Source organism: Tabrizicola sp., assembly GCF_051645465.1.
Classification (GTDB): Bacteria; Pseudomonadota; Alphaproteobacteria; order Rhodobacterales; family Rhodobacteraceae; genus Tabrizicola.
This window is the reverse complement of record NZ_JBOFBI010000020.1, coordinates 13072-37919: the sequence shown is the minus strand read 5'-3', so window position 1 is coordinate 37919 and position 24848 is coordinate 13072. Positions and strand designations below refer to the sequence as shown.

Sequence of the window (24848 nt, the reverse complement as noted above, 5' to 3'; positions counted from 1 at the left end):
GAGGTCGCAAGGATCCTGCGGATCGACCACATGCTTGACCGTCCTGTTGGTGGCCTTTCAGGCGGTGACCGCCAGCGCGTCGCCCTTGGCCGCGCCATCGTCCGGCAACCCAAGGCCTTCATGATGGCCGAACCCCTCGGCGCGCGCGACGCCGAGTTCCGCGAAGTCATGGCCGAGGAACTCCGTGCGCTCCACGACCGGATGAAAGCCACGACCGTCTACGTCACCCACGACCAGCTTGAAGCCATGCAGATGGGCGACAAGATCGTCGTCATGAACCACGGCGTCGTCGAACAGTTCGGCACGCCCCAGGACATCTACGACCACCCCGCCACGCTTTTCGTGGCAGACTTCATCGGCAGCCCCGCGATGAACTTCCTGCACTTCGAAGGCAAGGCCGATGTAGGCGCCACCACCGTCGACCTCGGCGACACGCCAATCGCGCTCCCGGAACTGCACGAGGCGGCCTGGGGCAAGCTCGTCCTCGGCGTCCGCCCCGAACATGTTGCCCTCACCGACACTGGTGCCTACCGGGGCGAGGTCCTGGCTGCCGAATACCTCGGCACCACCCAGATCGTCACGCTCGCCACCGCCCATGGCCAGGTCAAGGCCCGCGCACCGGCAGGCCAGGTCGCCAAACCGGGTGAAACCGTCGGCCTGACCTTCAACCCCCGCACGCTCTCGCTTTTCGACGCCACCACCGGCCGCGCCTTCCGCACCGCCGCCAATGCCGGGGTCCATCATGGCTGAAGTCATCCTCTCCGGCCTCACCAAATCCTACGGCACCGCCAAAGCGTTAAGCGACGTCACAATGACCATCCCCGACGGCGCCTTCGTCGTGCTCCTCGGCCCGACCGGGGCCGGAAAGACCACCACCCTCCGCCTCATCGCCGGCCTCGACCGCCCCGACAAGGGCGACATCCGCATCGGTGGCCGCTCAGTCCTCCACGACACCCCCGCCATGCGCGACATCGCCATGGTCTTCCAGCAATACTCGCTCTACCCCCACCTCACCGTCCGCGAGAACCTCGCCTTCCCCCTCCGCTCGCCCATGATCGCGATGCCCGAACCCGAGATCACCAAACGTGTCCAGGAAGTCGCCGAAGTCCTCCGCATCCCCCACAAGCTCGGCAACAAGGCCACCGCGCTTTCCGGCGGCGAGATGCAGCGCGTCTCCATCGGCCGTGCCCTCGTTCGGAACCCCCGCATCTACCTCATGGACGAACCGCTCAGCAGCCTCGACGCCAAACTCCGCGCCGACCTAAGGATCGAGCTCAAACGCATCCACTCCGAGCTGAAAGCCACCTTCCTCTACGTGACCCACGACCAGATCGAAGCCATGACCATGGCCACCCATGTCGGCGTCCTCGACCACGGCCGCCTCGTCCAGTTCGGCACCCCCCGCGAGATCTACGAAAACCCGGTCTCCACCTACGTCGCCTCCCGGCTAGGCCAGCCGCACATCAACCTCCTCCCCGCCGACGCCTTCGGCCCGCCGCCCCCGAACGCCGCACAGATCGGCCTCCGCCCCGAACACATCCGCACGGGCGAGGGGCAGGAAGCCACCATCCACCGCATCGAGCATCTGGGCGACCAGACCCGCCTCCACCTCACGCTCGGCCCCCACTCGCTCATCACCCTCACCGACCCGCACAGCACCCTGACCCCCGGCGAGACGCTGAAGATCCGCCCCGAAAACCCGCTCTGGTTCGACGCCCAAGGCAATCGCATCTAGGCAATCGCATCCAGGCAACCGCATCCGAAAGGCCGCTTCCATGAAACAGTTCATGAATTCCCGCGACAGCCTGGTGACCGAAGCAATTGACGGCCTCCTCAGAACCTCCGGCGGCAAGCTGGCGAGACTAGACGGCTACCCCCATATCAAGGTCGTCACCCGCACTGACTGGGATCGCTCGAAGGTCGCCCTCGTCTCAGGCGGCGGCTCGGGGCACGAACCCGCCCACGCCGGTTTCGTCGGCCAGGGCATGCTGACCGCCGCCGTCTGCGGCGACGTCTTCGCCAGCCCCTCCGTCGATGCCGTGCTGGCGGGAATACTGGCCGTAACCGGCAAAGCCGGGTGCCTCCTCATCGTCAAGAACTACACCGGCGACCGCCTCAACTTCGGCCTCGCCGCCGAGCGTGCCCGGGCCTTCGGCCTCAAAGTCTCGATGGTCATCGTCGACGACGACGTCGCCCTCCCCGACCTCCCCCAGGCGAGAGGCGTCGCCGGAACCCTCTTCGTCCACAAGATCGCCGGCGCCATGGCCGAAGCAGGCCAAGACCTCGACACCATCACCGCCGCGGCCCAGGCCACCATCAAAGGCGCCATCTCCATCGGCATGTCGCTCGACACCTGCACCGTCCCCGGCAGCCCAAAGGAAGACCGCATCGCCACCGGCAAGGCCGAGCTTGGCCTCGGCATCCACGGCGAGGCCGGGATCGAGCAGGTCGGCTTCTCCGGCGCCCGCAGCGCCATGCAGATGGTCGCCGAAAAACTCCTCCCCCACATGGGGCCGGGAGACCACGTCGCCCTCCTAAACAACCTCGGCGGCACCACACCGCTTGAGATGTCGATCCTCACCGAAGAACTCGCCCGCTCCCCCCTTGGGCCCAAAACCAAATGGATCATCGGCCCCGCCCCCCTGATGACCTCGCTCGACATGCACGGCTTCTCCGTCTCGCTCCTCCCCGTCGACCAGGCGCAGGTCACCGCCCTCGCCGCCCCCGTCGCCCCCCACGCCTGGCCCGGCCTCACCCCCTTGGGAACAGTCACCGTCAAACCCCTCCCCGACGGCCTGGCACCCATCCAGCCCGTCCCCTCCGCCCACCCCGCCCGCCGCGCCCTGATCGAGCGTTGCTGCAAGGCCCTCATCGCCTGCGAGGCCGACCTGAACCTCCTCGACGCCAAGTCAGGCGACGGCGACACCGGCTCCACCCTCGCCGGAGCCGCCCGCGCGCTGCATTCGGCCCTAGACCGCCTCCCCCTCGCCGACCCCACCCAACTCTACCGCGCCGTGGGCATGGAACTCAGCCAGACCATGGGCGGCTCCAGTGGAGTCCTCCTCGCCATCTTCTTCGCCGCCGCAGGCGACGCGAGCGCCTCCGGCAAATCCTGGATCGGCGCCCTCTCAGCAGGCCTAGACCGCGTGATGCAGGTAGGCGGAGCCGCCCCCGGCCACCGGACCATGATCGACGCCCTAAGCCCCGCCCTCGCCGCCCTCCCGCAGGGAGTACCCGCCGCCGCCCAAGCCGCCCGCACCGGCGCCAACGCCACCGCCGACATGACCCGCGCCAAAGCAGGCCGCGCGAGCTACCTGGCCGCCGACAAGCTCAAGGGCCACAACGATCCCGGCGCGGAGGGCGTGGCGAGGTTGTTCGAGGATTTGACGCGGGGGTAACAACAACCAATCGTTCAAACCGCACCGTCGAGGACGGATCCCCTGCGTGTTCTTCGTTGCAAATCGACATGAGGTAGGCAAACTTGCCAGACTTCAGCGGTGTCTCGTTGCAAGCTGGAATGCTCTTGATAAAGGTCACCTCCAATGCAGCCAACCGAAGCACTCGGGCAAATCTTCATTCTTGTAGTTGATGAAACCTACGGCGGGGACGAAGAAACCTGGGACGAAGATAGCAAACGCTATCATGCGGCTCTAGAGAAAGAGTTTGAGGTTCCCTTTACCGAAGCGAATGTTGGCCCAGGTGCTGATATTCCCGCCTTTCTAACAATCATTGCCACAACGGCCGTTCCAATATGGAGTTTGCTCATAGCTGCATTCTTTCTGGGCAAGCCGATAAACGATAACCTTGCGGCGTGGGCCGATATCGGGCGAAAGATCAGGTCATTCTTTGGTAAGCCTGTGCTGCTTGCCCGCCACGGTGCAGCAGTTATTGCCGTCGAAGCGGTGTTTTCAGAGATGGAGGGAATGCCAAAGTCGATTCGTTTAGTGAGCTATCGACCTGCTCACATTGGTGATCCGGAAGATCCAGCAAGATATGATCGAAGTACAGAAATCTCAGAGAACGCCCCAACCCTGAACCTTGGTCATGTGCGGCACATCTTTGAAATCGAAGCTGATGGTCAGCTGTTTAGAGTCAGCGTTGATGGCAAAGACGCAAAGGCTATCCGAATTTAGCTCTCGCCGATCGGATATTTGGGGCTTTGCCGCTAGAACCCATCAAACTCTCTCCCCATTCTTTGTCCCCAAATATCCCACGGGAGGTCCGGAGGGTGTGAAACCCTCCGGGGCCAGCCAGAAGCGCACCCTTGCGGCCCCCGCGCCCACGCCGGCCAAGGGCGCCCCCTCTCCCCCCGGGGGAGAGGGCCGGGGTGAGGGGGCACAACGCCCAAAACCCTAACAACCCCCTAACGACCCCCATGCAACCCCTTGATTCAGAACGCCCGGAAAGTCTGCGCACCGTGCCCATCCCTTCCGCCTACCCCTCCCGCCCCGCCGCGTTCCGGTCGATCATATAGCGCTGCGACAGGGGAACCGCCGCCGCACCCAGCGCCCTTGCCCCCGCACCGACGGTCCCTTCGCGGATCTGCGGCTCGGTGATCCCCGAAAGATCCAGCTGGCGGAGTGCGGCGCGGGTTGCATTCGTCACCTCGGCGCGGATCTCGTCCGGCATCCAGCCGTCGATCAACACGCATTCCAGCTCCAGAAGGGTCGACGCGCTCAGGATGGCGCTGGCAAGACCTTCGGCCGCACGCTCAACCCAGGCCGCAAGCGTCCCTTGGTCCACCACCCAGCCGTCCGGGCGTTCCCACAGGGCGCCCGAGTCCTGTCCCGCCGCCTCCATCGCGTCGCCCAGGGTCGACAGCGAGGCGACCGACAACAGGCGGCGCATCCGCCCATCCTGGCCCGGCACCGGCATCGGCCCGACCCCCGCCGCATTCCCTGTCCGGCCGGTGAAGAGCTGGCCGTCCAGCACGAGGCCCCCACCGATGAAATAACCGAAGTAGAAGTAGAGGAAATCCTTCGGCCGATCACCCGTCCCAAAGACGAGCTCGGCCCCACAGGCCGCCGTCGCGTCGTTCTGGACATAGACCGGCATGTTTGCCAGCGCCGCCAGTTCCCCCTGGATGTCGCGGTCCCGCCAGGCGTCCATCTCAGACTGCGGCGCGCCGATGTACTGCACCCAGTTCCAAAGCTGGAACGGCATCGCGACCCCCATGCCGCTGACCCTGCCGCGCAACGCGGGCGCAAGACCGGATGTCAGGTCCGGCAGGGCCTCGGCGACGAAGGCCACCACCGCATCCGGCGTCGGATAGCGATAGACCTGTCGCCGCGATCCACGCACCCGCCCCAGAAAGTCGATCAGGATCAGATCCGCCGACCGCCGCCCGATCTTGAGCCCGAAGAAGAACGCGCCGTCCGCAGCCAGCGACATCGGGACCGATGGTTGACCCACGCGCCCCCGCACCGGCTCGCCGCGCATCAAGAGCCCGTCCTGCTCCAGCTGCCGCACAATGACGCTGACCGTCTGAGCCGAAAGCCCCGTCATCCGCGCGATATCGGACTTGGCCAGCGCGGCGTGGCGGCGGACCAGGCTCAGGACCAGCCGCTCGTTATGGTCGCGCATGCCCGACTGGTTCGTGCCCCTTAACGCCGGGGTCTCCGGTGAACTGCGGTCGAGAGAAACATCCTGCATCGACGCATTCCCCCCGTCAGCCCGAGGCGCCAATCACCCCTTTGCGGAGGATGACATTGGCGAACAGCGCCGTCTCGCTGGTGGCGACGATGGCGTGGGCAGCGCGGATACGGGGATAGAGCGCATCGCCCGACAGTGCGACGCTGCTCAGCCCGGGAGCTTTCCGCGCAAAGAGCGCATCGATCGCACGATGGATGTCCCCCTTCTGCGCCGGATCATTGTTCTGGCTCGCCCGGAACAAAGCCTGCGGCACGGCCTTGTCCAGCGGCATCACCGTCAGAACCGCCTCAACAACGGCCAGAAGCCCATGCCCATCCGCCCGCACAAGTCGGCGCGCGTGCTCGGCTGCGGGATAGTTCCCGTCGACGATGGCGATTTCGTCGCCATGCCCCATGCCCCGGAGAATCGCCAGAAACTCCGGCCCCAGGAGGGGGGGAATGTCGATCAGCATGGCGCTCCTCCCGACCTGCCTGCCGCGTCTGAAACCGGTACGATCAAGACCTTCTCCCCGCACCGACACCCGGCAGACTGCAAGCGGAATCCACCCCTGTCAATAATAAATCACTCTGATTTAATTATCTTGACGCACTGCCGGGAATCAGCTTTTCTCAGGCGTGGCGCAAGGGCGAACTGCTTGGCGCCCAGATTTATGAACCGGGGGCAAAGCGCCCTCATCTTGGGAGGAAGACCAATGAAACTCATGACGAAGGCCCTTCTGGGCGCGGGCGCTCTTGCCCTGATGTCGGGCATGGCCTCGGCTGCCGATCTTGCCTGCCTGATCACCAAGAACAACACCAACCCCTTCTTCGTGAAGATGAAAGAGGGCGCCGAAGCCGCCGCGACCGCTGCCGGTCTCGACTTCCAGGCCTATGCCGGTGAAAAGGACGGCGACGCTGCCCCGCAGATCACCGCGATCGAAAACTGCGTGGCCGCCGGTGCCAAGGGCATCCTGATCACGCCGTCGAACGACTCGGTCGGCCCGGCGCTGAAAGACGCCCGCGCCGCCGGCATCCTGGTCATCGCGCTCGACACCCCGCTCGCCGACGCCGAAGCCCAGGACATCACCTTCGCGACCGACAACTTTGAAGCCGGCGTTCTGATCGGGAAGTGGGCTGCCGCGACGATGGGCGAAGGTGCCGCGACTGCCAAGATCGCGATGCTGAACATCAACAAGGACAACATCTCGGTCGACGTGCAGCGCAACACCGGCTTCCTGACCGGCTTCGGCATCACCGTGCCCGATCTGACAGTGATGGACAGCGAGGACGATCCGCGCGTCATCGGCCACGAAACCTCGGACGCAAACCCGGAAGGCGGCCTGCGCGCGATGGAAACGCTGCTCGCCAAGGACCCGGACATCAACGTCGTCTATACGATCAACGAACCCGCTGCCGAAGGCGCCTACCAGGCCCTGAAGAACGCAGGCAAAGAAGGTCAGGCGATCATTGTTTCGGTCGACGGCGGTTGCCCGGGCGTCGCTTCGGTCAAGTCTGGCGTGATCGGCGCGACCTCGCAACAGTATCCGCTGCTGATGGCGTCCAAAGGCATCGAGGCGATCGTCGCCTTCGCCAAGGACGGCACCAAGCCGACGGTGACCGAAGGACTGTCGTTCTACAACACCGGGGTGAACCTGGTGACCGACAAGCCGGTCGAGGGCGTGCCGTCGATCGACACCACCAAAGGCACCGAGCTCTGCTGGGGCTAAGTTCAGTTAACGAGTGACTTGATTAGTGGAAGGGCGGCTTTACAGTCGCCCTTCTGCTTAGACGATGCCGGGACGGGCATCGGCGTCATCGAAGGGGAAGACGGCAGATGAGCGGCGAGGACGCACCGACCAAGACGATCTCGGACTACGAAGCGAGCCTGGCCAAGGCGGATACCGCGGTTGCAAGCTTCGAGCGGGACGACAAGACCTTCATCTTCAAGCTCCGTAACTTCCTGCGCCGCAACCCGACCATGATCCCGGCGCTGGTGCTCCTGTTGTCGATCGCGGCCTTCAGCCTGGTCGCCCCGCGCTTTCTCGGGCTGGGGGCGCTCTCCACCATCCTGAAGCAGGTCACTGTGACGGGCTTCGTTGCCCTGGCTCAGACCCTGATCATCCTGACTGCGGGCATCGACCTTTCGGTCGGCGCGATCCTGGTGCTCAGTTCGCTGATAATGGGCAATCTTGCGGTCTTTGCGGGCGTGCCGGTGGTCTTCTCGATCCTGATCGGCATTGCCGCCGGGGGCCTCATGGGGCTGATCAACGGCCTTCTCGTCACCAAGATGCGCCTGCCGCCCTTCATTGTGACGCTGGGCACCCTGTCGATTTTTGAATCGATCAAGCTCTGGTATTCCCAGTCGGAATCGATCCGCAACGTCGATATCGAAGCAAAGGCCCCCGATCTCTTGTTCTTCGGGACGACGATCAATTTCGGCGGCGGGGCGAACATCAGTTATGGCGGTATCACCCTGATCATTCTGGCTGCTGCGCTATGGTACGTGCTGAACCATACCGCCTGGGGCCGCCATGTGCACGCGATCGGCGATGACCCGGATGCGGCCATGCTGTCCGGGATCAAGGTCGACCGCACGCTGGTGTCGGTCTACACCGTCGCGGGCCTCATATGCGGCTTTGCGGCCTGGGTGGCGGTGGGCCGCGTCGGCTCGATCTCGCCCATCGCCTTTTCGGACATCAACCTCGCGTCGATCACCGCGGTGGTGATCGGCGGTACATCGCTTTTCGGCGGGCGCGGCTCGATCATCGGGTCGGTCCTGGGGGCCATGATCGTCGGCGTCTTCATCACCGGGCTGTCGCTGGCCGGGGTTGACGACTACTGGCAGAAATTCGCGGCCGGATGCCTGGTGATCATCGCCGTGTCGCTGGATCAATGGCTGCGGAGGGCTTCGCAATGACGGGCGTACAACCGATCCTCAGCGCGCATGGACTAATGAAGCGCTACGGCACAGTCGTCGCCATGAACGGCTGCGACTTCGAGCTGATGCCGGGCGAAATCCTCGGCGTGATCGGCGACAACGGGGCCGGCAAGTCGACGATGATCAAGGCCCTCTCAGGCGCGGTCATCCCCGATCATGGCGAGATTCTCCTCGACGGCGAGCCGGTGCATTTCCGCAGCCCCGACGATGCCCGGCGCCTGGGGATCGAGACGGTCTACCAGAACCTCGCCATGTCTCCGGCGCTCTCCATCGCCGACAACATGTTCCTCGGCCGGGAATGGCTGAAGCCCGGCATCATGGGTTCGGTCTTCCGCAAGATGGACCGGTCGCGGATGGAGAGATTCGCCCGCGACAAGCTTAGCGAGCTTGGCCTGATGACGATCCAGGACATCACCCAGCCGGTCGAGACGCTTTCGGGCGGCCAGCGGCAGGGTGTGGCGGTGGCCCGCGCGGCGGCTTTCGGCTCGAAGGTCGTGATCCTGGACGAGCCGACGGCAGCACTTGGCGTCAAGGAAAGCCGCCGGGTGCTGGAGCTCATCCGCGACGTCCGGGCAAGGGGCATCCCGATCATCCTGATCAGCCACAACATGCCGCATGTCTTCGAAGTCGCTGACCGCATCCATATCCACCGTCTGGGCCGCAGGCTCTGCGTGATCAGGCCCAAGGATTACACGATGTCGGACGCCGTGGCCTTCATGACCGGTGCGAAGCTGCCCGAAGGCGTGACAGAAGTCGTCTGATCCCCGGGCCAGCGCCTATCAGATTGTGCCGCGTGCCGCCGCAAGTCTTTGGGGTCGCCTGCGCAGGCTTGCGCCCGCTTGTCTCCGCGGTGCTTGGGCGATCTGTTCAGTGTGGCACCGGAATGCGGCTCCTGCCCCTGCCGTTGCGGCCTCCGGCGGGAGTATTTGGAAAAGAGCAAACCTGTTAGGGCAGTGTCAATCTTCCAGCGCGACCCTTGTCCGGCGGTACAGGGAGGAGTCCCGATGACCGCAAGGAGCAAGTCGCCCCGTCCGGCGTGGGACACCAAGCCCTGACGAAAAGTCTCGTCGGACGGGGCGCACGCTTCTTGCAGTTGCTCATTGCCAAATACTCCCGCCGGAGGCTTCGCGCGCTCCACCCGCGCCAGATCCGCAGAACCACGCGGCGGCAGCGCCGGTCGAGGGGGCTCGATGCCCCCGAGGACGGCACCCTTTTCGAGAAAGGTTGCGGCATCCGGCAGCAATGGGGTTGAAACCCTTGACGAAAGACCCAAAATCGCCCGAAACCCGCCGCGACGCGACCGAGATCGACCATAAAGCCGCCACGACGAGGAAGCCGCCTGAATGTCCCTTGCCCTGATCGCGGCCCTGCCCTTCCTCGGCGCGCTTCTTCCCGGTCTGATGATCCGGGCCGGACGCAACGCCTGCGCCGCCGCCACAGGATCGGTCACGCTCCTCGCGCTCGTCCTCCTGGCGCTCGAAGCCCCCGCCGTTCTGCGCGGAGAGGTCGTCCAGACCCGGATCGAATGGCTTCCCGCCCTTGGCCTGAACGTCAACTTCTTCCTGGACGGGCTTGGCCTCCTCTTCGCCGGGCTGATCCTTGGAATTGGGCTTCTGATCATCTTCTACGCCCGCTACTACCTGGCGAAATCCGACCCGATGGGGCAGTTCTACACCTATCTCCTGCTCTTCCAGGGGGCGATGCTGGGGATCGTGGTTTCCGACAACATCCTTCTCCTCCTGATCTTCTGGGAGCTGACCTCGCTCTCTTCCTTCCTGCTCATCGGCTACTGGAAGCACCTTCCCGAAGGGCGCCAGGGTGCCCGCATGGCGCTGGCCGTCACCGGCGGAGGCGGTCTTGCGATGATCGCGGGGATGCTGATCCTTGGAAACATCGCGGGCAGCTTCGATCTGACGGTGATCCTTCAGAACAAGGACGCGATCCAGACCTCGGAATGGTACCTTCCCGCCCTGATCCTGATCCTTCTCGGCGCCTTCACCAAGTCGGCGCAGTTCCCGTTCCACTTCTGGCTTCCACATGCCATGGCCGCCCCCACGCCGGTCTCCGCCTATCTGCATTCCGCGACCATGGTGAAGGCCGGGATCTTCCTCATGGCTCGGATGTGGCCGGTCCTCTCCGGCACGTTCGAGTGGTTCGTGATCGTCACCTTCACCGGCCTTGTCACCATGGTGCTGGCCGCGAAGATCGCGCTTTTCAAGGATGACCTGAAGGCACTCCTCGCGTTCTCGACGGTCAGCCATCTGGGCCTCATCACCATGCTTCTGGGCTTTGGAACGCATGAGGCGGCGACTGTCGCGATCTTCCACATCATATGCCACGCGACGTTCAAGGCAGCGCTCTTCATGACCGCCGGGATCATCGACCACGAGGCGCATACCCGCGACCTCAGCCGTCTCGGCGGATTGCGCCGCCTTATGCCGGTGACCTTCGCCATTGCCGCCATCGCCTCGCTGTCCATGGCCGGGATTCCGCCGCTGAACGGGTTCCTCTCGAAAGAGATGATGCTGGAGGAATCCGCGCATGTGGCCTGGCCGAATGCCTGGCTCGTCGGCATCCTCGCGACCCTCGGGGCGCTTTTTTCGGTCGCCTATTCCTTCCGCTTCCTCGTCCAGGGCTTCCTCGGGCCCGAGCGGACGGACTATCCGCACAAACCGCACGACCCCGGCCCCGGCCTTTGGGCGGCACCTGCGTTTCTTGCAGCGCTGGTGGTGCTGATCGGGTTGATGCCGAACCTCACGACCGCCTGGATCGTGAACCCCGCGGCCAGCGCTACTACCGGCCGCGGGATCTTCATAAACATCGTGCATTGGCATGGCCTCAAGGCGGCGGCGCTCTGGATGTCGCTGGCGGCCATTGGCGGCGGCGTGATGCTCCTTGGTCTTTATCCCCGCCTGCGGGCCATGTGGGACGCCATCCCCCGGCCCGACGCGAAGCGGATCTTCGATGCCGTGGTGGAACCGCTTGCCGACGCATGCCGGACGGTGACCTCCGGTCTCCACAACGGCGGTTTCGGACGCGCCGTGACCTTGGCCGTTCTTGCCATCGCCGGGGCCTCGGCCTTTGCCTTCCTGACCTCGGCGCCATACGGCCCCGGCACGCGGGCAATGCTGCCGCTTGACCCGATCGTCGTTGCGATCTGGGCCGTCCTGATCCTCGCCGCCCTCGCCACGCCCTTCCTCCACCGCGACCGCGTCGTTGCGCTTATCCTGACCGGCGTCGTGGGTCTGCTCATCGCGCCCCTGTTCGCGCTTTTCTCGGCCCCCGACCTTGCCCTGACCCAGGTCTCGGTCGAGGTCGTGACCATCCTTCTGATGCTCCTGGCGCTCCACTTCCTGCCGAAGGAAACCCCCGTCGAAAGCCGTATGCCCCGCCGTCTGCGCGATGCGGGGGTCGCGGCCGTCGCAGGGATCGGGATCGGCGGCCTCGCCTACGCGATGATGACCAGGCACCCGGCGTTCGAGCCGATCTCGCACTTTCACCTCGCCCAGTCGAAACCGGGGGCCGGCGGGACGAACTCTGTCAACACCATCATCGTCGACTTCCGCGGCTACGATACCTTTGGCGAGATCATCGTCCTAGGCATCGCAGCCCTCATAATCTTCGCCCTGTCGGAAACCTTGCTCCGCAGCCCCACCGTCACAGCCCGTTTGGCCCGCCACACCCTCCAGAAGGAATCGGGCGACCGCCACCCTTTGATGCTGGTCGTCGCAACCCGCCTCCTCCTCCCCATGGCGATGATGGTCGGGGTCTACATCTACCTGCGCGGCCACAACATGCCGGGCGGCGGCTTCGTTGCGGGCCTGGTCTTCGCCATCGCCTACCTCATGCAATACATGGCCTCGGGCTACGACTGGAGCCACGCCCGCCAGCGCTTTGACCATCATGCGCTGATCGGCTGGGGCGTCCTGATCGCCGCGCTCGCCGGAGTGGGGGCATGGTTCGTGGGCCTGCCGTTCCTCACGTCCGGCTTCGAATACGTCAACCTGCCGCCTCTGGAGCAGTTCGAGCTGGCCACCGCCGCGATCTTCGACCTTGGTGTCTTCCTCTGCGTCCTTGGCGCCGTGCTTCTGGCACTTGCCTCGCTGTCGCGGCTGGCCCTCGGCACCGGAGTGCGCGCCAACACCCGCGCATACGACACCGAGGAGAGCCCCTGATGGAAGCGCTCATCGCCTCGGCCATCGGGCTTCTGGCCGCCGTCGGCATCTACCTGATGCTGCGCCTCAGGACCTTTCCGGTGATCCTCGGGCTCACGTTCCTCAGCTACGCAGTCAACCTCTTCATCTTCGTGTCGGGCCGCCTTGCGATGAACGCAGCCCCGATCATCGGCGGGCCCGAACCCTATGCCGACCCCCTGCCCCAGGCGCTTGTCCTGACCGCCATTGTCATCTCGTTCGGCATGACCGCGGTGATCATGATCATGGCGATCGGCGGCTATCTTGAGGCCGGGCACGACCGTGTCGATCTGGACGAGGACGATCCGGAGGCCCCGAAGTGAGCCACTGGATCATCGCCCCGGTCGTCTTGCCCGCCATCGTGGCAGCGCTTATGGTCATCGCGCTCCGCGGCAGCCTTCGCCTGCAGCGCATCGTGGGGGTCGCCTCCATCCTTGCGCTGAACGCCATTGCCTTGGCACTCCTCTGGTCCGCCACCGTTCACGGGCCCGAGGCCTATTTCGTGGGCGACTGGCCCGCGCCCTTCGGCATCGTCCTGATGCTCGACCGGCTCTCGGCGCTGATGGTGGCACTGCTCGCGGGCCTGGCACTCGTAGCCGTCCTTTACGCCATAGGCTCGGGTTGGGACGCGAAAGGCGCGCATTTCCACCCGCTCCTCCAGTTCCTGCTGATGGGGATTGGCGGCGCGTTCCTGACCGGTGACGCCTTCAACCTCTTCGTCTTCTTCGAGGTCCTCCTCATCGCCTCTTACGGCCTCATGATCCACGGCGGCGGCAGCGCCAGAACCCACGCGGGCCTTCAGTACATCGCCTTCAACCTCATCGGCTCCTCGCTCTTCCTCTTCGCGCTGGCGCTGCTTTACGGTGTCACCGGCACGCTCAACATGGCCGACCTGGCCGAGAAGCTGCCGACCCTGCCGGAAGGCGACATGGCGCTTCTGCGCGTGGCGGCGGTGATGCTCATGCTGGTCTTCGCGATCAAGGGCGCGCTTGTGCCTCTGCAGTTCTGGCTGCCCGGCACCTACGCCAACGCCCCCGGAGTGGTCGCCGCCATGTTCGCCATCATGACCAAGATCGGCGCCTATACGATGCTGCGCTTCGGCACCCTCGTCTTCCCGACCGATCTGCCCGCGACCAACCTCCTCCTCTCGACCCTCCTCCTGCCTGCGGGCCTGGTGACGCTCAGCGTCGGAGCCATCGGCGTCCTTGGCGCAACGACCATGCAGCGTCAGGTCGCCTTCGGCGGCATCGCCTCGATGGGCACCTCCTTCATCGCGATCGCCCATTTCACCCCGACATCGTCCAGCGCAGCGCTTTACTACATCCTCCACTCCACCCTCGCGACGGCCCTCATGTTCCTCGTCGCCGACCTGATCACCCGCCGCCGCGCGCATGACCGGCTGACCGAACCCGCCCCCATCGCGCAGTCGGGTCTGATCGGCACCCTCTTCCTGGCTGGAGCGATTGCCATGGCCGGGATGCCACCGCTCTCGGGCTTCATCGGCAAGCTTCTGGTCCTCGACACCTGGCGCGATCACGCCATGGCCGTATGGCCTGCCGTCCTGGTCTCGTCCTTCCTCATGATCCTCGGCTTCGCCCGTGCCGGGTCGCAGCTCTTCTGGAAACCCAGCGCGCTTGAGGCCCAAGCCAATGCCCCACCAAAAGAACCCCTCGCCCTGGCCGCAACCTTCGCCCTGCTGGCAGCACTCGCCGCCCTGACGATCTTCGCCGGGCCGGTCACCGATTGGCTCTCCGCCACCGCCCAGACACTGCATGACCCTTCGGACTATATCGCCGCCAACCGGCTGGGACAGGAGGGGTAAGCCATGCTCAGACGCCTCTTCCCCCACCCCTACCTGACACTGACCCTGATCATTCTCTGGTTCCTTCTGGTGAACCAGTGGAAGCTAGGCAGCCTGGTGATGGCAACCTTCCTGGCCACCGTGATCCCCCTCATCACCTCGGGCTGGTGGCCCGACCGACCCGCCGTCCGCCGGCCCTTCGGCCTTGCAGCCTATTCGTTGCTGGTCCTCTGGGATGTGATCGTCGCCAACTTCCAGGTCGCCCGCATCGTCCTCTTCATGCCCCGCGACAAGATCCAGTCGAACTGGGTCACCATCCCGCTTGAGCTGACTTCACCCGAAGCGATCACACTGCTCGCGGGCACGATCACCATGACGCCGGGCACGCTGACTGCCGATATGTCAGCCTGCGGGCGCGCGCTTCTGGTCCATTCGCTCCATGCCCCCGACCCAGGTGCCGTTCGCGACGACATCAAATCGCGGTACGAGACCCGACTGAAAAGGATTTTCGAATGATCCTGTCCTATGCGCTCTTCTTCTGCCTGGGCTGCATCGCCCTGTCCCTGATCCTGAATCTGGTCCGGCTCTTCACCGCGCCCACCCTGCCCGACCGGATCCTCACCCTCGACACGATGGCCGTGAACGCCATCGCGCTCATCGTGCTTTACGGCATCTGGGCCGGCACGGGGCTTTACCTTGAGATCGCGGTGATCTTCGCCCTGACGGGCTTTGTCGGCACCGTCGCCTACTGCAAATACCTTCTGAGGGGGAGCATCATCGAATGACCCTTTCCCTCCTCTTCGAGCTTTTCCTCTCGGCACTGCTGGTCGGCGGCGGAGCCTTCGCGCTGATAGGCTCCTACGGCCTCCTGCGCCTGCCCCGTCCGATGCAGCGGCTGCATGCCCCGACCAAGGCCACGACCATTGGCGTCGGGGCGGCGCTCCTGGTCTCCGCGCTTGACCTTCTTCCGAATGGCCAGATCAGCTGGCAGGAGGGGCTGATCACGCTGTTCCTCCTCCTCACCGCACCAGTTTCCGCGCTCTTTCTGGCCAAGACCCTGATCCTGCGCGGCGAGGCGGACCCGAACCTTCCCGACCCCGGCACCGGGCGACCCTGGGCCACCTTGGCGGACGAGCGGTCGGATCCCTGATTTCTTGACCACTCGGTCAACTTTTCCACGCAGGAACGCTTGCCCGCCCGCCCCCCGCGTGGCATCGTCCGCTGCATCCGGCACCCTTCGCGGGGAAACCCCATGAACACGCTCGCCCCGGCCCAATCGGGCCTTTTGCCCCAGGTCACCCACGCCCGGAACCCCGGCATGGCGCTCGACCTCGACTGGGTCGCCGCCGTCCAGGCCAACACCTCCGCGATCGAGCGCCGCGCCGCCAGCCTTCCCGGTCGCCGTTCGGTCAAGAAGGAATGGCAGGCCGCCTGGCTTCTGAAGGCGATTTCGCTGATCGACCTCACCACCCTCTCCGGCGACGACACCGCAGGCCGCGTCCAGCGCCTCTGCGCCAAGGCCCGCCAGCCCGTCGCGCGCTCGATGCTGGAGAAACTCGGCCTCCCCGGCCTGACCGTCGGCGCCGTCTGCGTCTACCACGACATGGTCGAAACCGCCGTCCGCGCCCTTGAAGGCACCAGCATCCCCGTCGCCGCCGTCTCCACCGGCTTCCCGGCGGGCCTCTCCCCCTACAAGCTCCGCATCGCCGAGATCGGCGAGAGCGTAAAGGCAGGCGCCAAAGAGATCGACATCGTCATCTCCCGCCGCCATGTCCTCACGCAGAACTGGCAAGCCCTCTACGACGAAATGGCCGAGATGCGCGCAGCCTGCGGCGAGGCGCATGTCAAAGCTATCCTCGCGACCGGAGAACTCGGAACGCTCAGAAACGTCGCCCGCGCCAGCCTCATCTGCATGATGGCCGGCGCCGACTTCATCAAGACCTCCACCGGCAAGGAGCCCGTCAACGCCACCCTCCCCGTCACCCTAACGATGGTCCGAGCCATCCGCGACTACGAGACCCGCACCGGCCACAAAGTCGGCTACAAACCCGCAGGCGGCATCGCCAAGGCCAAGGACGCCCTCCTCTACCTCGCCCTGATGAAAGACGAACTCGGCCACCCCTGGCTCCAGCCCGACCTCTTCCGCTTCGGCGCCTCCTCCCTCGTCGGCGACATCGAGCGCCAGCTGGAACACTACCTCACCGGCCACTACTCCGCCGCCAACCGCCACGCGATGGGGTAAGCCTGATGCCCGACCAACTCCTCCTCGTTCGACTTCGTCTCCTCGTCGGTGACCGCGCGAGGAGTGACGAAGTCATCGACGAGCCTGCCGCCAAAGCCTCCGCCCAGCGTCATTGAGGACCCCATGACCATCAAGGAAATCTTCGACAGCATGGCTTACGGCCCCGCCCCCGAATCCTCCGCCGAGGCGCAAAACTGGCTCGCCAACCACAACCACGCCTTCGGCCACTGGATCGACGGCGCCTTCACCAGACCGGGCCAGACCTTCCCGACCTCGAACCCCGCCACCGGCAAGCACCTGGCCGAGATCACCCAGGGCACCCCCGATGACATTGCGCAAGCCGTGTCCGCCGCCCGCCGTGCCCAACCCAAATGGGCCAAACTCCCCGCCCACAAGCGCGCCCAATACCTCTACGCCCTCGCCCGCCTCACCCAGAAACACTCCCGCCTCCTCGCCGTCCTTGAAACCCTCGACAACGGCAAACCGATCCGCGAGTCCCGCGACATCGACATCCCCCTCGTCGCCCGCCACTTCTCCTACCACGCCGGCCTCGCCCAACTGCTCCCGACAGAACACCCCGACCTCCAACCGCTAGGTGTCTGCGGCGCAGTCATCCCCTGGAACTTCCCCCTCCTGATGCTCGCCTGGAAGGTCGCCCCCGCCCTCGCCGCCGGGAACACCATCGTCCTCAAACCCGCCGAATACACCCCCCTCACCGCCCTCCTCTTCGCCGAAATCACCAAAGAAGCCGGCCTCCCCAAAGGTGTGCTCAACATCGTTACCGGCGACGGCACCACCGGCGCTGCCCTCGTCGAAGCGCCCGTAGACAAGATCGCCTTCACCGGCTCCACCTCCGTCGGCAAACGCATCCGCCAAGCCACAGCTGGCACCGGCAAAGCCGTCACCCTCGAACTCGGCGGCAAATCCCCCTACATCGTCTTCGACGACGCCGACCTCGATAGCGCCGTCGAAGGCCTCGTCGACGCGATCTGGTTCAACCAGGGCCAGGTCTGCTGTGCGGGCTCCCGCCTCCTCGTCCAGGAAGGCGTCGCCCCCCGCTTCTACCAGAAACTCAAACGCCGGATGGACGGCCTCCGCCTCGGCGACCCCCTCGACAAAGCCATCGACGTCGGCGCCATCGTCGACCCCATCCAACTGCAAACCATCACCCAGCTGGTCAAAGACAACCCCGAGGGCGACCACTACCAGGCCGCAACCCCCGTCCCGCAAGGCTGCTTCTACCCCCCCACCCTCATCACCGGCCTCGGCACCGCCTCCACCCTCATGCAAGAGGAAATCTTCGGCCCCGTCCTCGTCTCGATGACCTTCCGCACCCCCGAGGAAGCTGTCGCCCTGGCCAACAACACGAGATATGGCCTCGCCTCCACCGTCTGGACCGAGAACATCAACCTCGCCCTCGACATCGCCCCGAAACTGAAAGCCGGCATCGTCTGGATCAACTCCACCAACCTGATGGACGCCGCCGCAGGCTTCGGCGGTGTCCGCGAGTCCGGCTTCGGACGTGAGGGAGGGTGGGAGGGCCTGATGGCCTACCTCAAACCCGCCGCCAAACCAGCGCTCCTCAAACCCGCAACGCCCATCCCGGGCCCCGAGGAGCCGCTGATCGAAACCCTGGACCGCACCGCCAAGATGTACATCGGCGGCAAACAGGCCCGCCCCGACAGCGGCTACAGCCAACCCATCTACGGCCCCAAAGGCAAACTCCTCGGCCATACCGGCATCGGCAACCGCAAGGACATAAGGAACGCCGTCGAGGCCGCCCACGCCGCCAAATCCTGGGCCAAGACCACCGCCTACAACCGCGCGCAGGTCCTCTATTTCATCGCCGAAAACCTCTCCGCCCGCGCGGCGGAGTTCGCCACCAGACTGAAAGAACTCACCGGCAAACCGGGCACTGAGGAGGTCGACGCCTCCATCCAGCGCCTCTTCACCTACGCCGCCTGGGCCGACAAATACGACGGCCACGCCAAATCCGTCCCCATCCGCGGCATCGCTTTGGCCATGAACGAACCCGTCGGCGTGATCGGAGCCCTCTGCCCGGACGAAGCCCCCCTCCTCGGCCTCATCTCCGTCATGGCCCCCGCCATCGCCATGGGCAACACCTGCGTCCTGGTCCCAGGGTCAGCCCCCCTTGCCGCCACCGACTTCTACCAGGTCCTCGACACCTCCGACGTGCCGGGAGGCGTCGTCAACATCGTCACCGGCCCCGCCCCTGACCTCGCGAAATCCCTCGCCGGCCACATGGACGTCGACGCCGTCTGGAGCTTCTCCTCCCACGACCTCTCCGCCCTCATCGAACGCGAGGCCGCCGGCAACCTGAAACGCACCTGGGTCAACCACGGCAAAGCCCGCAACTGGATGGGGGCTGAGGGCGAAGGCCGGACGTTCCTGTCCCAAGCGACCGAGGTCAAGACCGTCTGGGTGCCGTATGGGGAGTGACGCCCGTCCCACCCGACCAAATTACGGCTCGCTGCGGTGATCTGAAATGAGACAGTACTTCCATCACAGGGAGCTTGAATTTTCTGCGCATCCACTGACGTATGAAGCCCTGAAGATTCATCATGTCAGCGACTACATAGCCCATCAATTCATCAAGGCGGGTTACATATGTGCCTGTGTAGACTTCGATGAGGATGGAAAAGTCGTTGGCGCAGGTGTCGAGTGCAATGACGACGCATACCTTCACTTTGGCGACCGGATCGCAAGTGAGGCGCTTGGCGGAAAGCTGAAACCCTTGCTTGATCAACCTGTTCCCCCTGCATCATGGATTCGGGACCAGGATGGCCTTTCGCAGTTCGGCGGTGCGCCGCCGGAAGGGTTCGTCATGCCCAAGGCAAGTTTCATGTCCGGATATCAGTACATTGGCCGACTAAGTCGAAATGAGCCTGGGTTGGAGCGTTGGGGCGCGGACATCCATCTCATCTATCCGATGTTTCTGGATCATCATCCGCATCTTTTCCTTGATCTGGAAAACCCGCTTGCTCCGAAACTGTTCGGCCTTGATGTCTGTCGACGCGTCAAGCTCTGGGACGGTGGAGGAGCTTACGGCCCCGGGGAAGCGACATTCTTCACTGAAATCCGCGAAAGCGAAGAGATTGCGTCGCTGTTCAACGGCGATGAAGAAGTCCGCTACAAGCCGGAGAGCTTTCGTCGCGTCCCATTGCGCGAAGAGGATGTAGTCGGCGATGATGTCTACAACTGCAATGCGAGCTATCCGATCTGGCTTCAGGCCCCCGAAATTCCTATCTGCCCGAGAACGGGAAAGGTGATGGAATTCATCGGCGAGTTCCTTCCCGGAAATCCGCCAGAAGCCTCCCCCCTCATCAAGCGTGCGAAGCGGGAGTTGAAAGAGTTCTATTTTGACTGGTACTTCTATGGGGTTGCATTTTGGGGCGCCAACAACTCCGCCTGTGTATTCGGCTGTCCGGAAGGCAAAAGCCTGTGTATCCACCCGCAGACAACGTAGCAAGCGTAGGCTGGGTGCAAACCTATCACCTCCCCATCCCCCGATTCGCCCCGCATGGTTAACGCCCACCCATCTCCACGCGCGTAGAGATGGAAAGAAGACGGAAAGAAGATGAAAAGAAGACGATTAACCTGTTCGAAATCTCCAAGATTAACCCAGCGTTCCCAACCCCTTAGGGGATTCCCTTGCGGCCCCCGTCAGGCCCGCCCCGCCGCCGCACTCAACGTCAGCGGATCGATCCCCATCCCCTTCAGCGCCGCCGCCCACTTGGTCGCCTCATCCCCGCCAAACACCAACCCCTCCGGAGCCTCCGAAGTCAGCCAGTCGTTCCGCGCGATCTCGGCCTCCAGCTGCCCCGGCCCCCAGCCGGAATAACCAAGCGCCAGCAAAGCCTTATCCGGCCCCCCGCCCTTGGCCAGCGCCTCCAGAATGTCCTGCGTAGCGGTCATCTCGAACCCGCCGGGAACCACCATAGTCCCCTCCGCCCGGTTCCGCTTCCAGTCCGCCGAGTGCAAAACGAACCCCCGCCCCCGCTCCACCGGCCCGCCAAAGAGCACCCGAATATCCCGCCCCTCCGGTCCAAGCGGAATGTTCAGGTGCTCAAGCAGTCCGGAAAAGCTCAACTCTTCCAATGGCTTGTTGACGATCAACCCCATCGCCCCCTCGGCCGAATGGGCGCAGATCAAGACCACGCTCCGGTCGAACCGCGGGTCAGCCATGCCTGGCATGGCGATCAGAATCTGTCCGGCAAGGTCCATCCACACCCCCGAAACCACACAACAAACATGGACCCCCGCGCCGCCGCCGACAACCCCCAGGGCCGTGGCCTGAAGATCACGCTCACGCGCTTTCGCCGCAATGTGATTTCCCTTGGCCCTGGCTTTTCCTATGGTCGATGCATGATCCGCATCGCCACACTCCTCGCCCTCATCGCCCCCCCGGCCCTCGCCACCACGCAGGACGACGTCTTGTCCGCCACGCTTCTGCCCGGCTGGCAGATGGAGAGCGGCGCGCATATGGCTGCGATGGATCTGACGCTGGCGCCGGGATGGAAAACCTACTGGCGCAGCCCCGGCGATGCGGGAATCCCGCCGACGTTCGACTGGTCGGGGTCCGAAAACGTGAAGTCCGTCCGCATCCACTGGCCCGCGCCCGAGGTGTTTCATACCAACGGCATGCAAAGCATTGGCTACCACGAACATCTTGTTCTGCCTCTGGAAATCACACCGATAGACCCCACCCGGCCGGTCCGGCTTTCGGTCGAAATGGCTCTTGGCGTCTGCGACGAAATCTGTCTTCCGGCGTCGCTTGAACTCGCCTCCGACCTCACACCCCCAGGTGCGCCCGACGCCAGCATCAAGGCTGCCCTGGCGCAGCGCGCGGCAACGGCGGGTGAGGCGGGCGTCACCGCCGTCGCCTGCGCCATCGACCCGATCCGCGACGGCCTGCGGCTCACCGCACGGGTCCGGCTGCCCGATCCGGGCCAGCCCGAAGTCGTCGCCTTCGAGACCTCTGACCGCGACGTCTGGGTCGCTGAAGCCGTCACCCAGCGCGAAGGTGGCGAGCTTGTCGCAATGACCGAACTCGTCCCCCCTGCCGGTGCACCCTTCGCGCTTGACCGGTCGGGGGTCACGATGACCATCCTCGCCGCCGGTGGCGCGGTCGAGGTTCGGGGCTGCCCCGCCCCATGACGGCGGGTTGTGGCACGCCCGCCCCGGCCCTAATCTCGCCTCATGGGAATCGCCGCCGAGATCACCGATGACTGGCATGTGGCCCTTGCAGCATTGGCCTGGCAGGTCGAGGCCGGGGCGGACGAGGCGGTCGGCGATCTTCCGATAAACCGATATGAGCTCGCGGCCGAGGCGCCGAAGCCTGCTGTCCCGGCCCCGACGAGTCCGAAACCGCAATCCCCCCCAACGGGCTTCGGTATCGACCCGGTCTCGGCCGCGCAAGCCGCCGCCGCTGGAGCCCAGACCCTGGACGATCTGCGCGAGGTCATCGCCAGTTTCGACCTGTGCGAGCTCAAGAAAGGCGCCCGGAACACGGTCTTTGCCGACGGCAACCCCAAGGCTCGCGTCCTGATCCTGGGCGAGGCGCCGGGCGCGGAAGAAGACCGCGAAGGCCGCCCTTTCGTGGGCCGCGCCGGTCAGCTTCTCGACCGGATGTTCGCCGCCATCGGCCTGTCGCGCACCAGCCCCGATCCAGAGACAGCGCTTTACATCACCAACGTCCTGCCCTGGCGCCCCCCCGGCAACCGCGACCCCGAACCCGCGGAAATCGCGATGATGCGCCCCTTTGTCGAGAGACACATCGCCCTTGTCGACCCGGCGGTGATCGTCGTCATGGGCAACACCCCGCTTGACGCGCTGACCGGCCACCGTGGCATCCTGCGGGCGCGGGGCAACTGGACCCAGGCGCTTGGCAAGCCGCTCCTGCCGATGACCCACCCGGCCTATCTCCTCCGCAACCCGAGCGCCAAGCGCGAGGCCTGGGCCGACCTCTTGTCGCTGCAGGCGAGGCTTTCGCCATGACGCGCATCATGGCCTTCTCGGACTTTCACGCGAGGGCCGGCCTTGTGCCCGCCCTGCTGTCCGCAGCCAAGGACGCCGATCTTGTCATCGGCGCGGGGGATTTCTGCAATATGCGGCAAGGCCTTACCGAGGCGATGGCTTTGCTTGACCCGCTGGCCGAAAAGGCCGTCGTGGTCTGCGGCAACGCCGAAAGCGCCGTGGAACTGACAGCTGCCACACGCGCTACGGTCCTTCATGGCACGGGCACGCGCCGGGTCGGCCTTGCGCTTTTCGGTATGGGATGTGCAGTCCCGCCAACGCCGTTCGGCGACTGGTCCTGCGATCTGACCGAAGCCGAGGCGGCCGCGCTTCTTGCCCCGATGGGCAGCGTGGACATACTGATCACCCACGCACCGCCCAAGGGCGTGGCCGATGCGTCGTCGTCAGGCCGTTCTCTTGGCTCCACGGCCATCCTTGCTGCCATCGAACGCCTGCAGCCAAGGTTCTGCCTCTGCGGCCATATCCATGACAGCTGGGGTCGGCGCGGGCATGTCGGTGCGACCGAGGTCATCAATCTCGGCCCAGAGCCCGTTCTTCTGGAGCTTTGAGCGATGTCTGTCGAGTGGATGACCCTCCTCGCCTTCGTCCCCGCCGCATTGGCGCTGAACCTGACGCCAGGGGCGGACATGATGTTCTGCCTCGGGCAGGGCCTCAGGGTCGGGCGCAGGGCAGCGATGGCCGCGAATTTCGGCATCGCAACGGGAGGGATGATCCACACCCTTCTTGCCGCTCTGGGGCTTGGCGCGCTGGTTGCCGCGTATCCGACCGCCTTCGAGGTGATCAGGTGGCTTGGGGTGGGCTACCTTCTGTGGCTCGCGTTTGCAGCCCTCCGGTCGTCTCCGCTGGCAGGCGAGATGCAGGTCACGCCCAACCCGGCCCGCAAGGTCTTCCTGCAGGCGCTGATTGTCAACCTCCTGAATCCCAAGGTCATTCTCTTCATCCTCGCCTTCCTGCCGCAGTTCGTGAACCCCACCCGTCCGATCCTGCCGCAGTTCCTGACCCTTGGCGCGGTCCTGTGCATCGGCGGGCTGGTCGTGAACGGGGTCGTCGGCCATTTCGCGGGCTCGATCGGTCAGCGGCTCGCGCGATCGGCAAGCCTCTCCCGCTGGCTGGCCCGGATCAGCGCGACCATCTTCGGCGCGCTTGCCCTGCGCCTTGCCCTCATGCCCCGGAACTGATCCATGTCGCGTATCGACGAAACCCGGCCCTTCCACCCGATCCGTATCGCAGTCCTGACGGTCAGCGACACCCGCACGCCCGAGACGGACAAGTCGGGCGACACGCTGGTCGAGCGGCTGACCGGGGCGGGTCACACCCTTGCTGCAAGAGGCATCCTGCCCGACGACCGCCAGCGCATCGCCGCCCGCCTCCGCGAATGGATCGCCGATCCGGGCGTCGATGCGATCCTGACCACCGGCGGCACAGGCCTGACGGGCCGCGACGTGACGGTCGAGGCGCACCGCGACGTCTACGAGAAAGAGATCGAAGCCTTCGGCACCGTCTTCACAATCGTCAGCATGCAGAAGATCGGCACCAGCGCAGTACAAAGCCGGGCCTGCGGCGGCGTCGCCGGCGGCACCTACCTCTTCGCCCTTCCCGGCAGCCCCGGCGCCTGCCGCGACGCCTGGGACGAAATCCTGGCCTTCCAGTTCGACAGCCGCCACCGCCCCTGCAACTTCGTCGAGATCATGCCCCGGCTGGAAGAGCACCTGCGACGGAAGTGACGGACGCTTGCCCCCTGCCCCCGCTTTGCGATAGAGGGAAAAACCGGAGAGGGGACATCCATGGCCTTCCGCGCCCGCGATCTGCTGGGGATCGGGCATCTCTCGCCGCTTGAAATCACCACCGTCCTTGACCTTGCCGAGCGCTACGTCGACCTCAACCGCCGGACGGTGAAGCAGTCCGACACCCTGGCGGCAATCGAGGGTATGATTTCGACTTTTGGTGACCGACTCTATCTTTCGATCTGGCGTACCTCTCTGCGCTG

The 24848-nt window shown here is 65.0% G+C and carries 25 protein-coding genes and 1 pseudogene; 22 read left to right on the top strand and 4 right to left on the bottom strand.

Going from position 1 to position 24848, the window contains the following annotated elements:
• The 4 genes from ACRCSW_RS01280 to ACRCSW_RS01265 form a co-directional block, all read left to right on the top strand.
• The coding region (locus ACRCSW_RS01280) for an ABC transporter ATP-binding protein (protein WP_438702185.1) at positions 1-750 on the top strand (750 nt) is incomplete at its 5' end.
• Complete coding sequence (locus tag ACRCSW_RS01275) at positions 743-1735, top strand: ABC transporter ATP-binding protein (RefSeq protein ID WP_438702184.1); 993 nt, start codon at positions 743-745, stop codon at positions 1733-1735. The genes ACRCSW_RS01280 and ACRCSW_RS01275, both read left to right, overlap by 8 nt.
• A gap of 40 nt (positions 1736-1775) precedes the next feature.
• Positions 1776-3398: a dihydroxyacetone kinase subunit DhaK gene (locus tag ACRCSW_RS01270; RefSeq protein ID WP_438702183.1), complete on the top strand. Its 1623-nt coding sequence runs from the start codon at positions 1776-1778 to the stop codon at positions 3396-3398.
• Between the two features lie 144 nt (positions 3399-3542).
• Positions 3543-4133 carry a hypothetical protein gene (locus ACRCSW_RS01265; RefSeq protein ID WP_438702182.1) on the top strand — a complete coding sequence of 197 codons (591 nt, stop codon included), beginning with the start codon at positions 3543-3545 and terminating at the stop codon, positions 4131-4133.
• A gap of 301 nt (positions 4134-4434) precedes the next feature.
• Here ACRCSW_RS01265 and ACRCSW_RS01260 read toward each other — a convergent pair whose 3' ends face one another.
• Positions 4435-5652 carry an ROK family transcriptional regulator gene (locus tag ACRCSW_RS01260; RefSeq protein ID WP_438702181.1) on the bottom strand — a complete coding sequence of 406 codons (1218 nt, stop codon included), beginning with the start codon at positions 5650-5652 and terminating at the stop codon, positions 4435-4437.
• A gap of 16 nt (positions 5653-5668) precedes the next feature.
• Positions 5669-6103 (bottom strand): RbsD/FucU family protein, encoded by a 435-nt coding sequence (locus tag ACRCSW_RS01255; RefSeq protein ID WP_438702180.1) that lies wholly within the window; start codon positions 6101-6103, stop codon positions 5669-5671.
• A 249-nt stretch (positions 6104-6352) separates the two neighbouring features.
• Between ACRCSW_RS01255 and ACRCSW_RS01250 the strand changes: the two genes are divergently transcribed.
• The 10 genes from ACRCSW_RS01250 to deoC all read left to right on the top strand — a co-directional run bounded on the left by ACRCSW_RS01250 (position 6353) and on the right by deoC (position 16804).
• Complete coding sequence (locus tag ACRCSW_RS01250; RefSeq protein WP_438702188.1) at positions 6353-7357, top strand: substrate-binding domain-containing protein; 1005 nt, start codon at positions 6353-6355, stop codon at positions 7355-7357.
• A 107-nt stretch (positions 7358-7464) separates the two neighbouring features.
• A complete protein-coding gene (locus ACRCSW_RS01245) occupies positions 7465-8547 on the top strand; it encodes an ABC transporter permease (RefSeq protein ID WP_438702179.1) in 1083 nt (360 codons plus the stop codon).
• Complete coding sequence (locus tag ACRCSW_RS01240) at positions 8544-9329, top strand: ATP-binding cassette domain-containing protein (protein WP_438702178.1); 786 nt, start codon at positions 8544-8546, stop codon at positions 9327-9329. The genes ACRCSW_RS01245 and ACRCSW_RS01240 overlap by 4 nt, the downstream gene beginning before the upstream one ends.
• Before the next feature lie 582 nt (positions 9330-9911).
• Entirely contained in the window at positions 9912-12743 is a 2832-nt protein-coding gene (locus tag ACRCSW_RS01235) for a monovalent cation/H+ antiporter subunit A (protein WP_438702177.1), read from the top strand.
• Positions 12743-13084, top strand: a complete 342-nt coding sequence (locus tag ACRCSW_RS01230; RefSeq protein ID WP_438702176.1) for a Na+/H+ antiporter subunit C — start codon at positions 12743-12745, stop codon at positions 13082-13084. The genes ACRCSW_RS01235 and ACRCSW_RS01230 overlap by 1 nt, the downstream gene beginning before the upstream one ends.
• Entirely contained in the window at positions 13081-14583 is a 1503-nt protein-coding gene (locus tag ACRCSW_RS01225) for a monovalent cation/H+ antiporter subunit D (RefSeq protein ID WP_438702175.1), read from the top strand. Before ACRCSW_RS01230 ends, ACRCSW_RS01225 begins: the two co-directional genes overlap by 4 nt.
• 3 nt (positions 14584-14586) lie before the next feature.
• Positions 14587-15078 (top strand): Na+/H+ antiporter subunit E, encoded by a 492-nt coding sequence (locus ACRCSW_RS01220; RefSeq protein WP_438702174.1) that lies wholly within the window; start codon positions 14587-14589, stop codon positions 15076-15078.
• Positions 15078-15347 (top strand): K+/H+ antiporter subunit F, encoded by a 270-nt coding sequence (locus tag ACRCSW_RS01215; RefSeq protein ID WP_438702187.1) that lies wholly within the window; start codon positions 15078-15080, stop codon positions 15345-15347. The genes ACRCSW_RS01220 and ACRCSW_RS01215 overlap by 1 nt, the downstream gene beginning before the upstream one ends.
• Positions 15344-15712 carry a cation:proton antiporter gene (locus tag ACRCSW_RS01210; RefSeq protein ID WP_438702173.1) on the top strand — a complete coding sequence of 123 codons (369 nt, stop codon included), beginning with the start codon at positions 15344-15346 and terminating at the stop codon, positions 15710-15712. The genes ACRCSW_RS01215 and ACRCSW_RS01210 overlap by 4 nt, the downstream gene beginning before the upstream one ends.
• 102 nt (positions 15713-15814) lie before the next feature.
• Entirely contained in the window at positions 15815-16804 is a 990-nt protein-coding gene (gene deoC / locus ACRCSW_RS01205; RefSeq protein WP_438702172.1) for a deoxyribose-phosphate aldolase, read from the top strand.
• Here the strand turns inward: deoC and ACRCSW_RS01200 are convergent.
• Positions 16771-16917 (bottom strand): hypothetical protein, encoded by a 147-nt coding sequence (locus tag ACRCSW_RS01200; protein ID WP_438702171.1) that lies wholly within the window; start codon positions 16915-16917, stop codon positions 16771-16773. The two genes, deoC and ACRCSW_RS01200, sit on opposite strands and share 34 nt — an antisense overlap.
• Positions 16918-16927: 10 nt before the next feature.
• On the opposite strand from ACRCSW_RS01200, the gene ACRCSW_RS01195 reads away from it, so the two are divergent.
• Positions 16928-19264: an aldehyde dehydrogenase family protein gene (locus ACRCSW_RS01195; protein ID WP_438702170.1), complete on the top strand. Its 2337-nt coding sequence runs from the start codon at positions 16928-16930 to the stop codon at positions 19262-19264.
• 46 nt (positions 19265-19310) lie between these two features.
• Positions 19311-20291: a hypothetical protein gene (locus tag ACRCSW_RS01190; protein ID WP_438702169.1), complete on the top strand. Its 981-nt coding sequence runs from the start codon at positions 19311-19313 to the stop codon at positions 20289-20291.
• A gap of 197 nt (positions 20292-20488) precedes the next feature.
• Here the strand turns inward: ACRCSW_RS01190 and ACRCSW_RS01185 are convergent, their stop codons facing one another.
• The gene (locus ACRCSW_RS01185; RefSeq protein ID WP_438702168.1) at positions 20489-21049 is read right to left on the bottom strand and encodes a YqgE/AlgH family protein; all 561 of its coding nucleotides are present in this window, start codon (positions 21047-21049) and stop codon (positions 20489-20491) included.
• Positions 21050-21190: 141 nt separating this feature from the next.
• Here ACRCSW_RS01185 and ACRCSW_RS01180 point away from each other — a divergent pair, with 141 nt between their 5' ends.
• The 6 genes and pseudogenes from ACRCSW_RS01180 to pyrB form a co-directional block, all read left to right on the top strand.
• The gene (locus ACRCSW_RS01180) at positions 21191-21982 is read left to right on the top strand and encodes a protein-disulfide reductase DsbD domain-containing protein (protein ID WP_438702167.1); all 792 of its coding nucleotides are present in this window, start codon (positions 21191-21193) and stop codon (positions 21980-21982) included.
• A 42-nt stretch (positions 21983-22024) separates the two neighbouring features.
• On the top strand, positions 22025-22822 hold the full coding sequence (locus ACRCSW_RS01175; protein ID WP_438702166.1) for a uracil-DNA glycosylase: 798 nt from the start codon (positions 22025-22027) through the stop codon (positions 22820-22822).
• Positions 22819-23409, top strand: a complete 591-nt coding sequence (locus ACRCSW_RS01170) for a metallophosphoesterase family protein (protein WP_438702165.1) — start codon at positions 22819-22821, stop codon at positions 23407-23409. The genes ACRCSW_RS01175 and ACRCSW_RS01170 overlap by 4 nt, the downstream gene beginning before the upstream one ends.
• 3 nt (positions 23410-23412) lie before the next feature.
• Positions 23413-24039 (top strand): LysE family translocator, encoded by a 627-nt coding sequence (locus tag ACRCSW_RS01165; protein ID WP_438702164.1) that lies wholly within the window; start codon positions 23413-23415, stop codon positions 24037-24039.
• Positions 24040-24042: 3 nt separating this feature from the next.
• Positions 24043-24585 (top strand): molybdenum cofactor biosynthesis protein B, encoded by a 543-nt coding sequence (gene moaB / locus ACRCSW_RS01160; RefSeq protein WP_438702163.1) that lies wholly within the window; start codon positions 24043-24045, stop codon positions 24583-24585.
• Between the two features lie 60 nt (positions 24586-24645).
• Positions 24646-24783, top strand: a pseudogene (gene pyrB, locus ACRCSW_RS01155) (aspartate carbamoyltransferase catalytic subunit); the annotation flags it as partial.
• Positions 24784-24848: the final 65 nt, after the last annotated feature.

What these genes read in the sequence shown, in the direction of transcription:
- ACRCSW_RS01240 (WP_438702178.1), top strand. Translation starts at nt 8,544, where the DNA reads ATGACGGGCGTACAACCGATCCTCAGCGCGCATGGACTAATGAAGCGC.
- ACRCSW_RS01185 (WP_438702168.1), bottom strand. Translation starts at nt 21,049, where the DNA reads ATGGACCTTGCCGGACAGATTCTGATCGCCATGCCAGGCATGGCTGAC.
- ACRCSW_RS01250 (WP_438702188.1), top strand. Translation starts at nt 6,353, where the DNA reads ATGACGAAGGCCCTTCTGGGCGCGGGCGCTCTTGCCCTGATGTCGGGC.
- ACRCSW_RS01230 (WP_438702176.1), top strand. Translation starts at nt 12,743, where the DNA reads ATGGAAGCGCTCATCGCCTCGGCCATCGGGCTTCTGGCCGCCGTCGGC.
- ACRCSW_RS01260 (WP_438702181.1), bottom strand. Translation starts at nt 5,652, where the DNA reads ATGCAGGATGTTTCTCTCGACCGCAGTTCACCGGAGACCCCGGCGTTA.
- ACRCSW_RS01235 (WP_438702177.1), top strand. Translation starts at nt 9,912, where the DNA reads ATGTCCCTTGCCCTGATCGCGGCCCTGCCCTTCCTCGGCGCGCTTCTT.
- ACRCSW_RS01170 (WP_438702165.1), top strand. Translation starts at nt 22,819, where the DNA reads ATGACGCGCATCATGGCCTTCTCGGACTTTCACGCGAGGGCCGGCCTT.
- ACRCSW_RS01270 (WP_438702183.1), top strand. Translation starts at nt 1,776, where the DNA reads ATGAAACAGTTCATGAATTCCCGCGACAGCCTGGTGACCGAAGCAATT.
- ACRCSW_RS01190 (WP_438702169.1), top strand. Translation starts at nt 19,311, where the DNA reads ATGAGACAGTACTTCCATCACAGGGAGCTTGAATTTTCTGCGCATCCA.
- ACRCSW_RS01210 (WP_438702173.1), top strand. Translation starts at nt 15,344, where the DNA reads ATGACCCTTTCCCTCCTCTTCGAGCTTTTCCTCTCGGCACTGCTGGTC.
- ACRCSW_RS01180 (WP_438702167.1), top strand. Translation starts at nt 21,191, where the DNA reads ATGATCCGCATCGCCACACTCCTCGCCCTCATCGCCCCCCCGGCCCTC.
- ACRCSW_RS01245 (WP_438702179.1), top strand. Translation starts at nt 7,465, where the DNA reads ATGAGCGGCGAGGACGCACCGACCAAGACGATCTCGGACTACGAAGCG.
- ACRCSW_RS01220 (WP_438702174.1), top strand. Translation starts at nt 14,587, where the DNA reads ATGCTCAGACGCCTCTTCCCCCACCCCTACCTGACACTGACCCTGATC.
- deoC (WP_438702172.1), top strand. Translation starts at nt 15,815, where the DNA reads ATGAACACGCTCGCCCCGGCCCAATCGGGCCTTTTGCCCCAGGTCACC.
- ACRCSW_RS01195 (WP_438702170.1), top strand. Translation starts at nt 16,928, where the DNA reads ATGACCATCAAGGAAATCTTCGACAGCATGGCTTACGGCCCCGCCCCC.
- ACRCSW_RS01165 (WP_438702164.1), top strand. Translation starts at nt 23,413, where the DNA reads ATGTCTGTCGAGTGGATGACCCTCCTCGCCTTCGTCCCCGCCGCATTG.
- ACRCSW_RS01255 (WP_438702180.1), bottom strand. Translation starts at nt 6,103, where the DNA reads ATGCTGATCGACATTCCCCCCCTCCTGGGGCCGGAGTTTCTGGCGATT.
- ACRCSW_RS01265 (WP_438702182.1), top strand. Translation starts at nt 3,543, where the DNA reads ATGCAGCCAACCGAAGCACTCGGGCAAATCTTCATTCTTGTAGTTGAT.
- ACRCSW_RS01200 (WP_438702171.1), bottom strand. Translation starts at nt 16,917, where the DNA reads ATGACGCTGGGCGGAGGCTTTGGCGGCAGGCTCGTCGATGACTTCGTC.
- ACRCSW_RS01175 (WP_438702166.1), top strand. Translation starts at nt 22,025, where the DNA reads ATGGGAATCGCCGCCGAGATCACCGATGACTGGCATGTGGCCCTTGCA.
- moaB (WP_438702163.1), top strand. Translation starts at nt 24,043, where the DNA reads ATGTCGCGTATCGACGAAACCCGGCCCTTCCACCCGATCCGTATCGCA.
- ACRCSW_RS01275 (WP_438702184.1), top strand. Translation starts at nt 743, where the DNA reads ATGGCTGAAGTCATCCTCTCCGGCCTCACCAAATCCTACGGCACCGCC.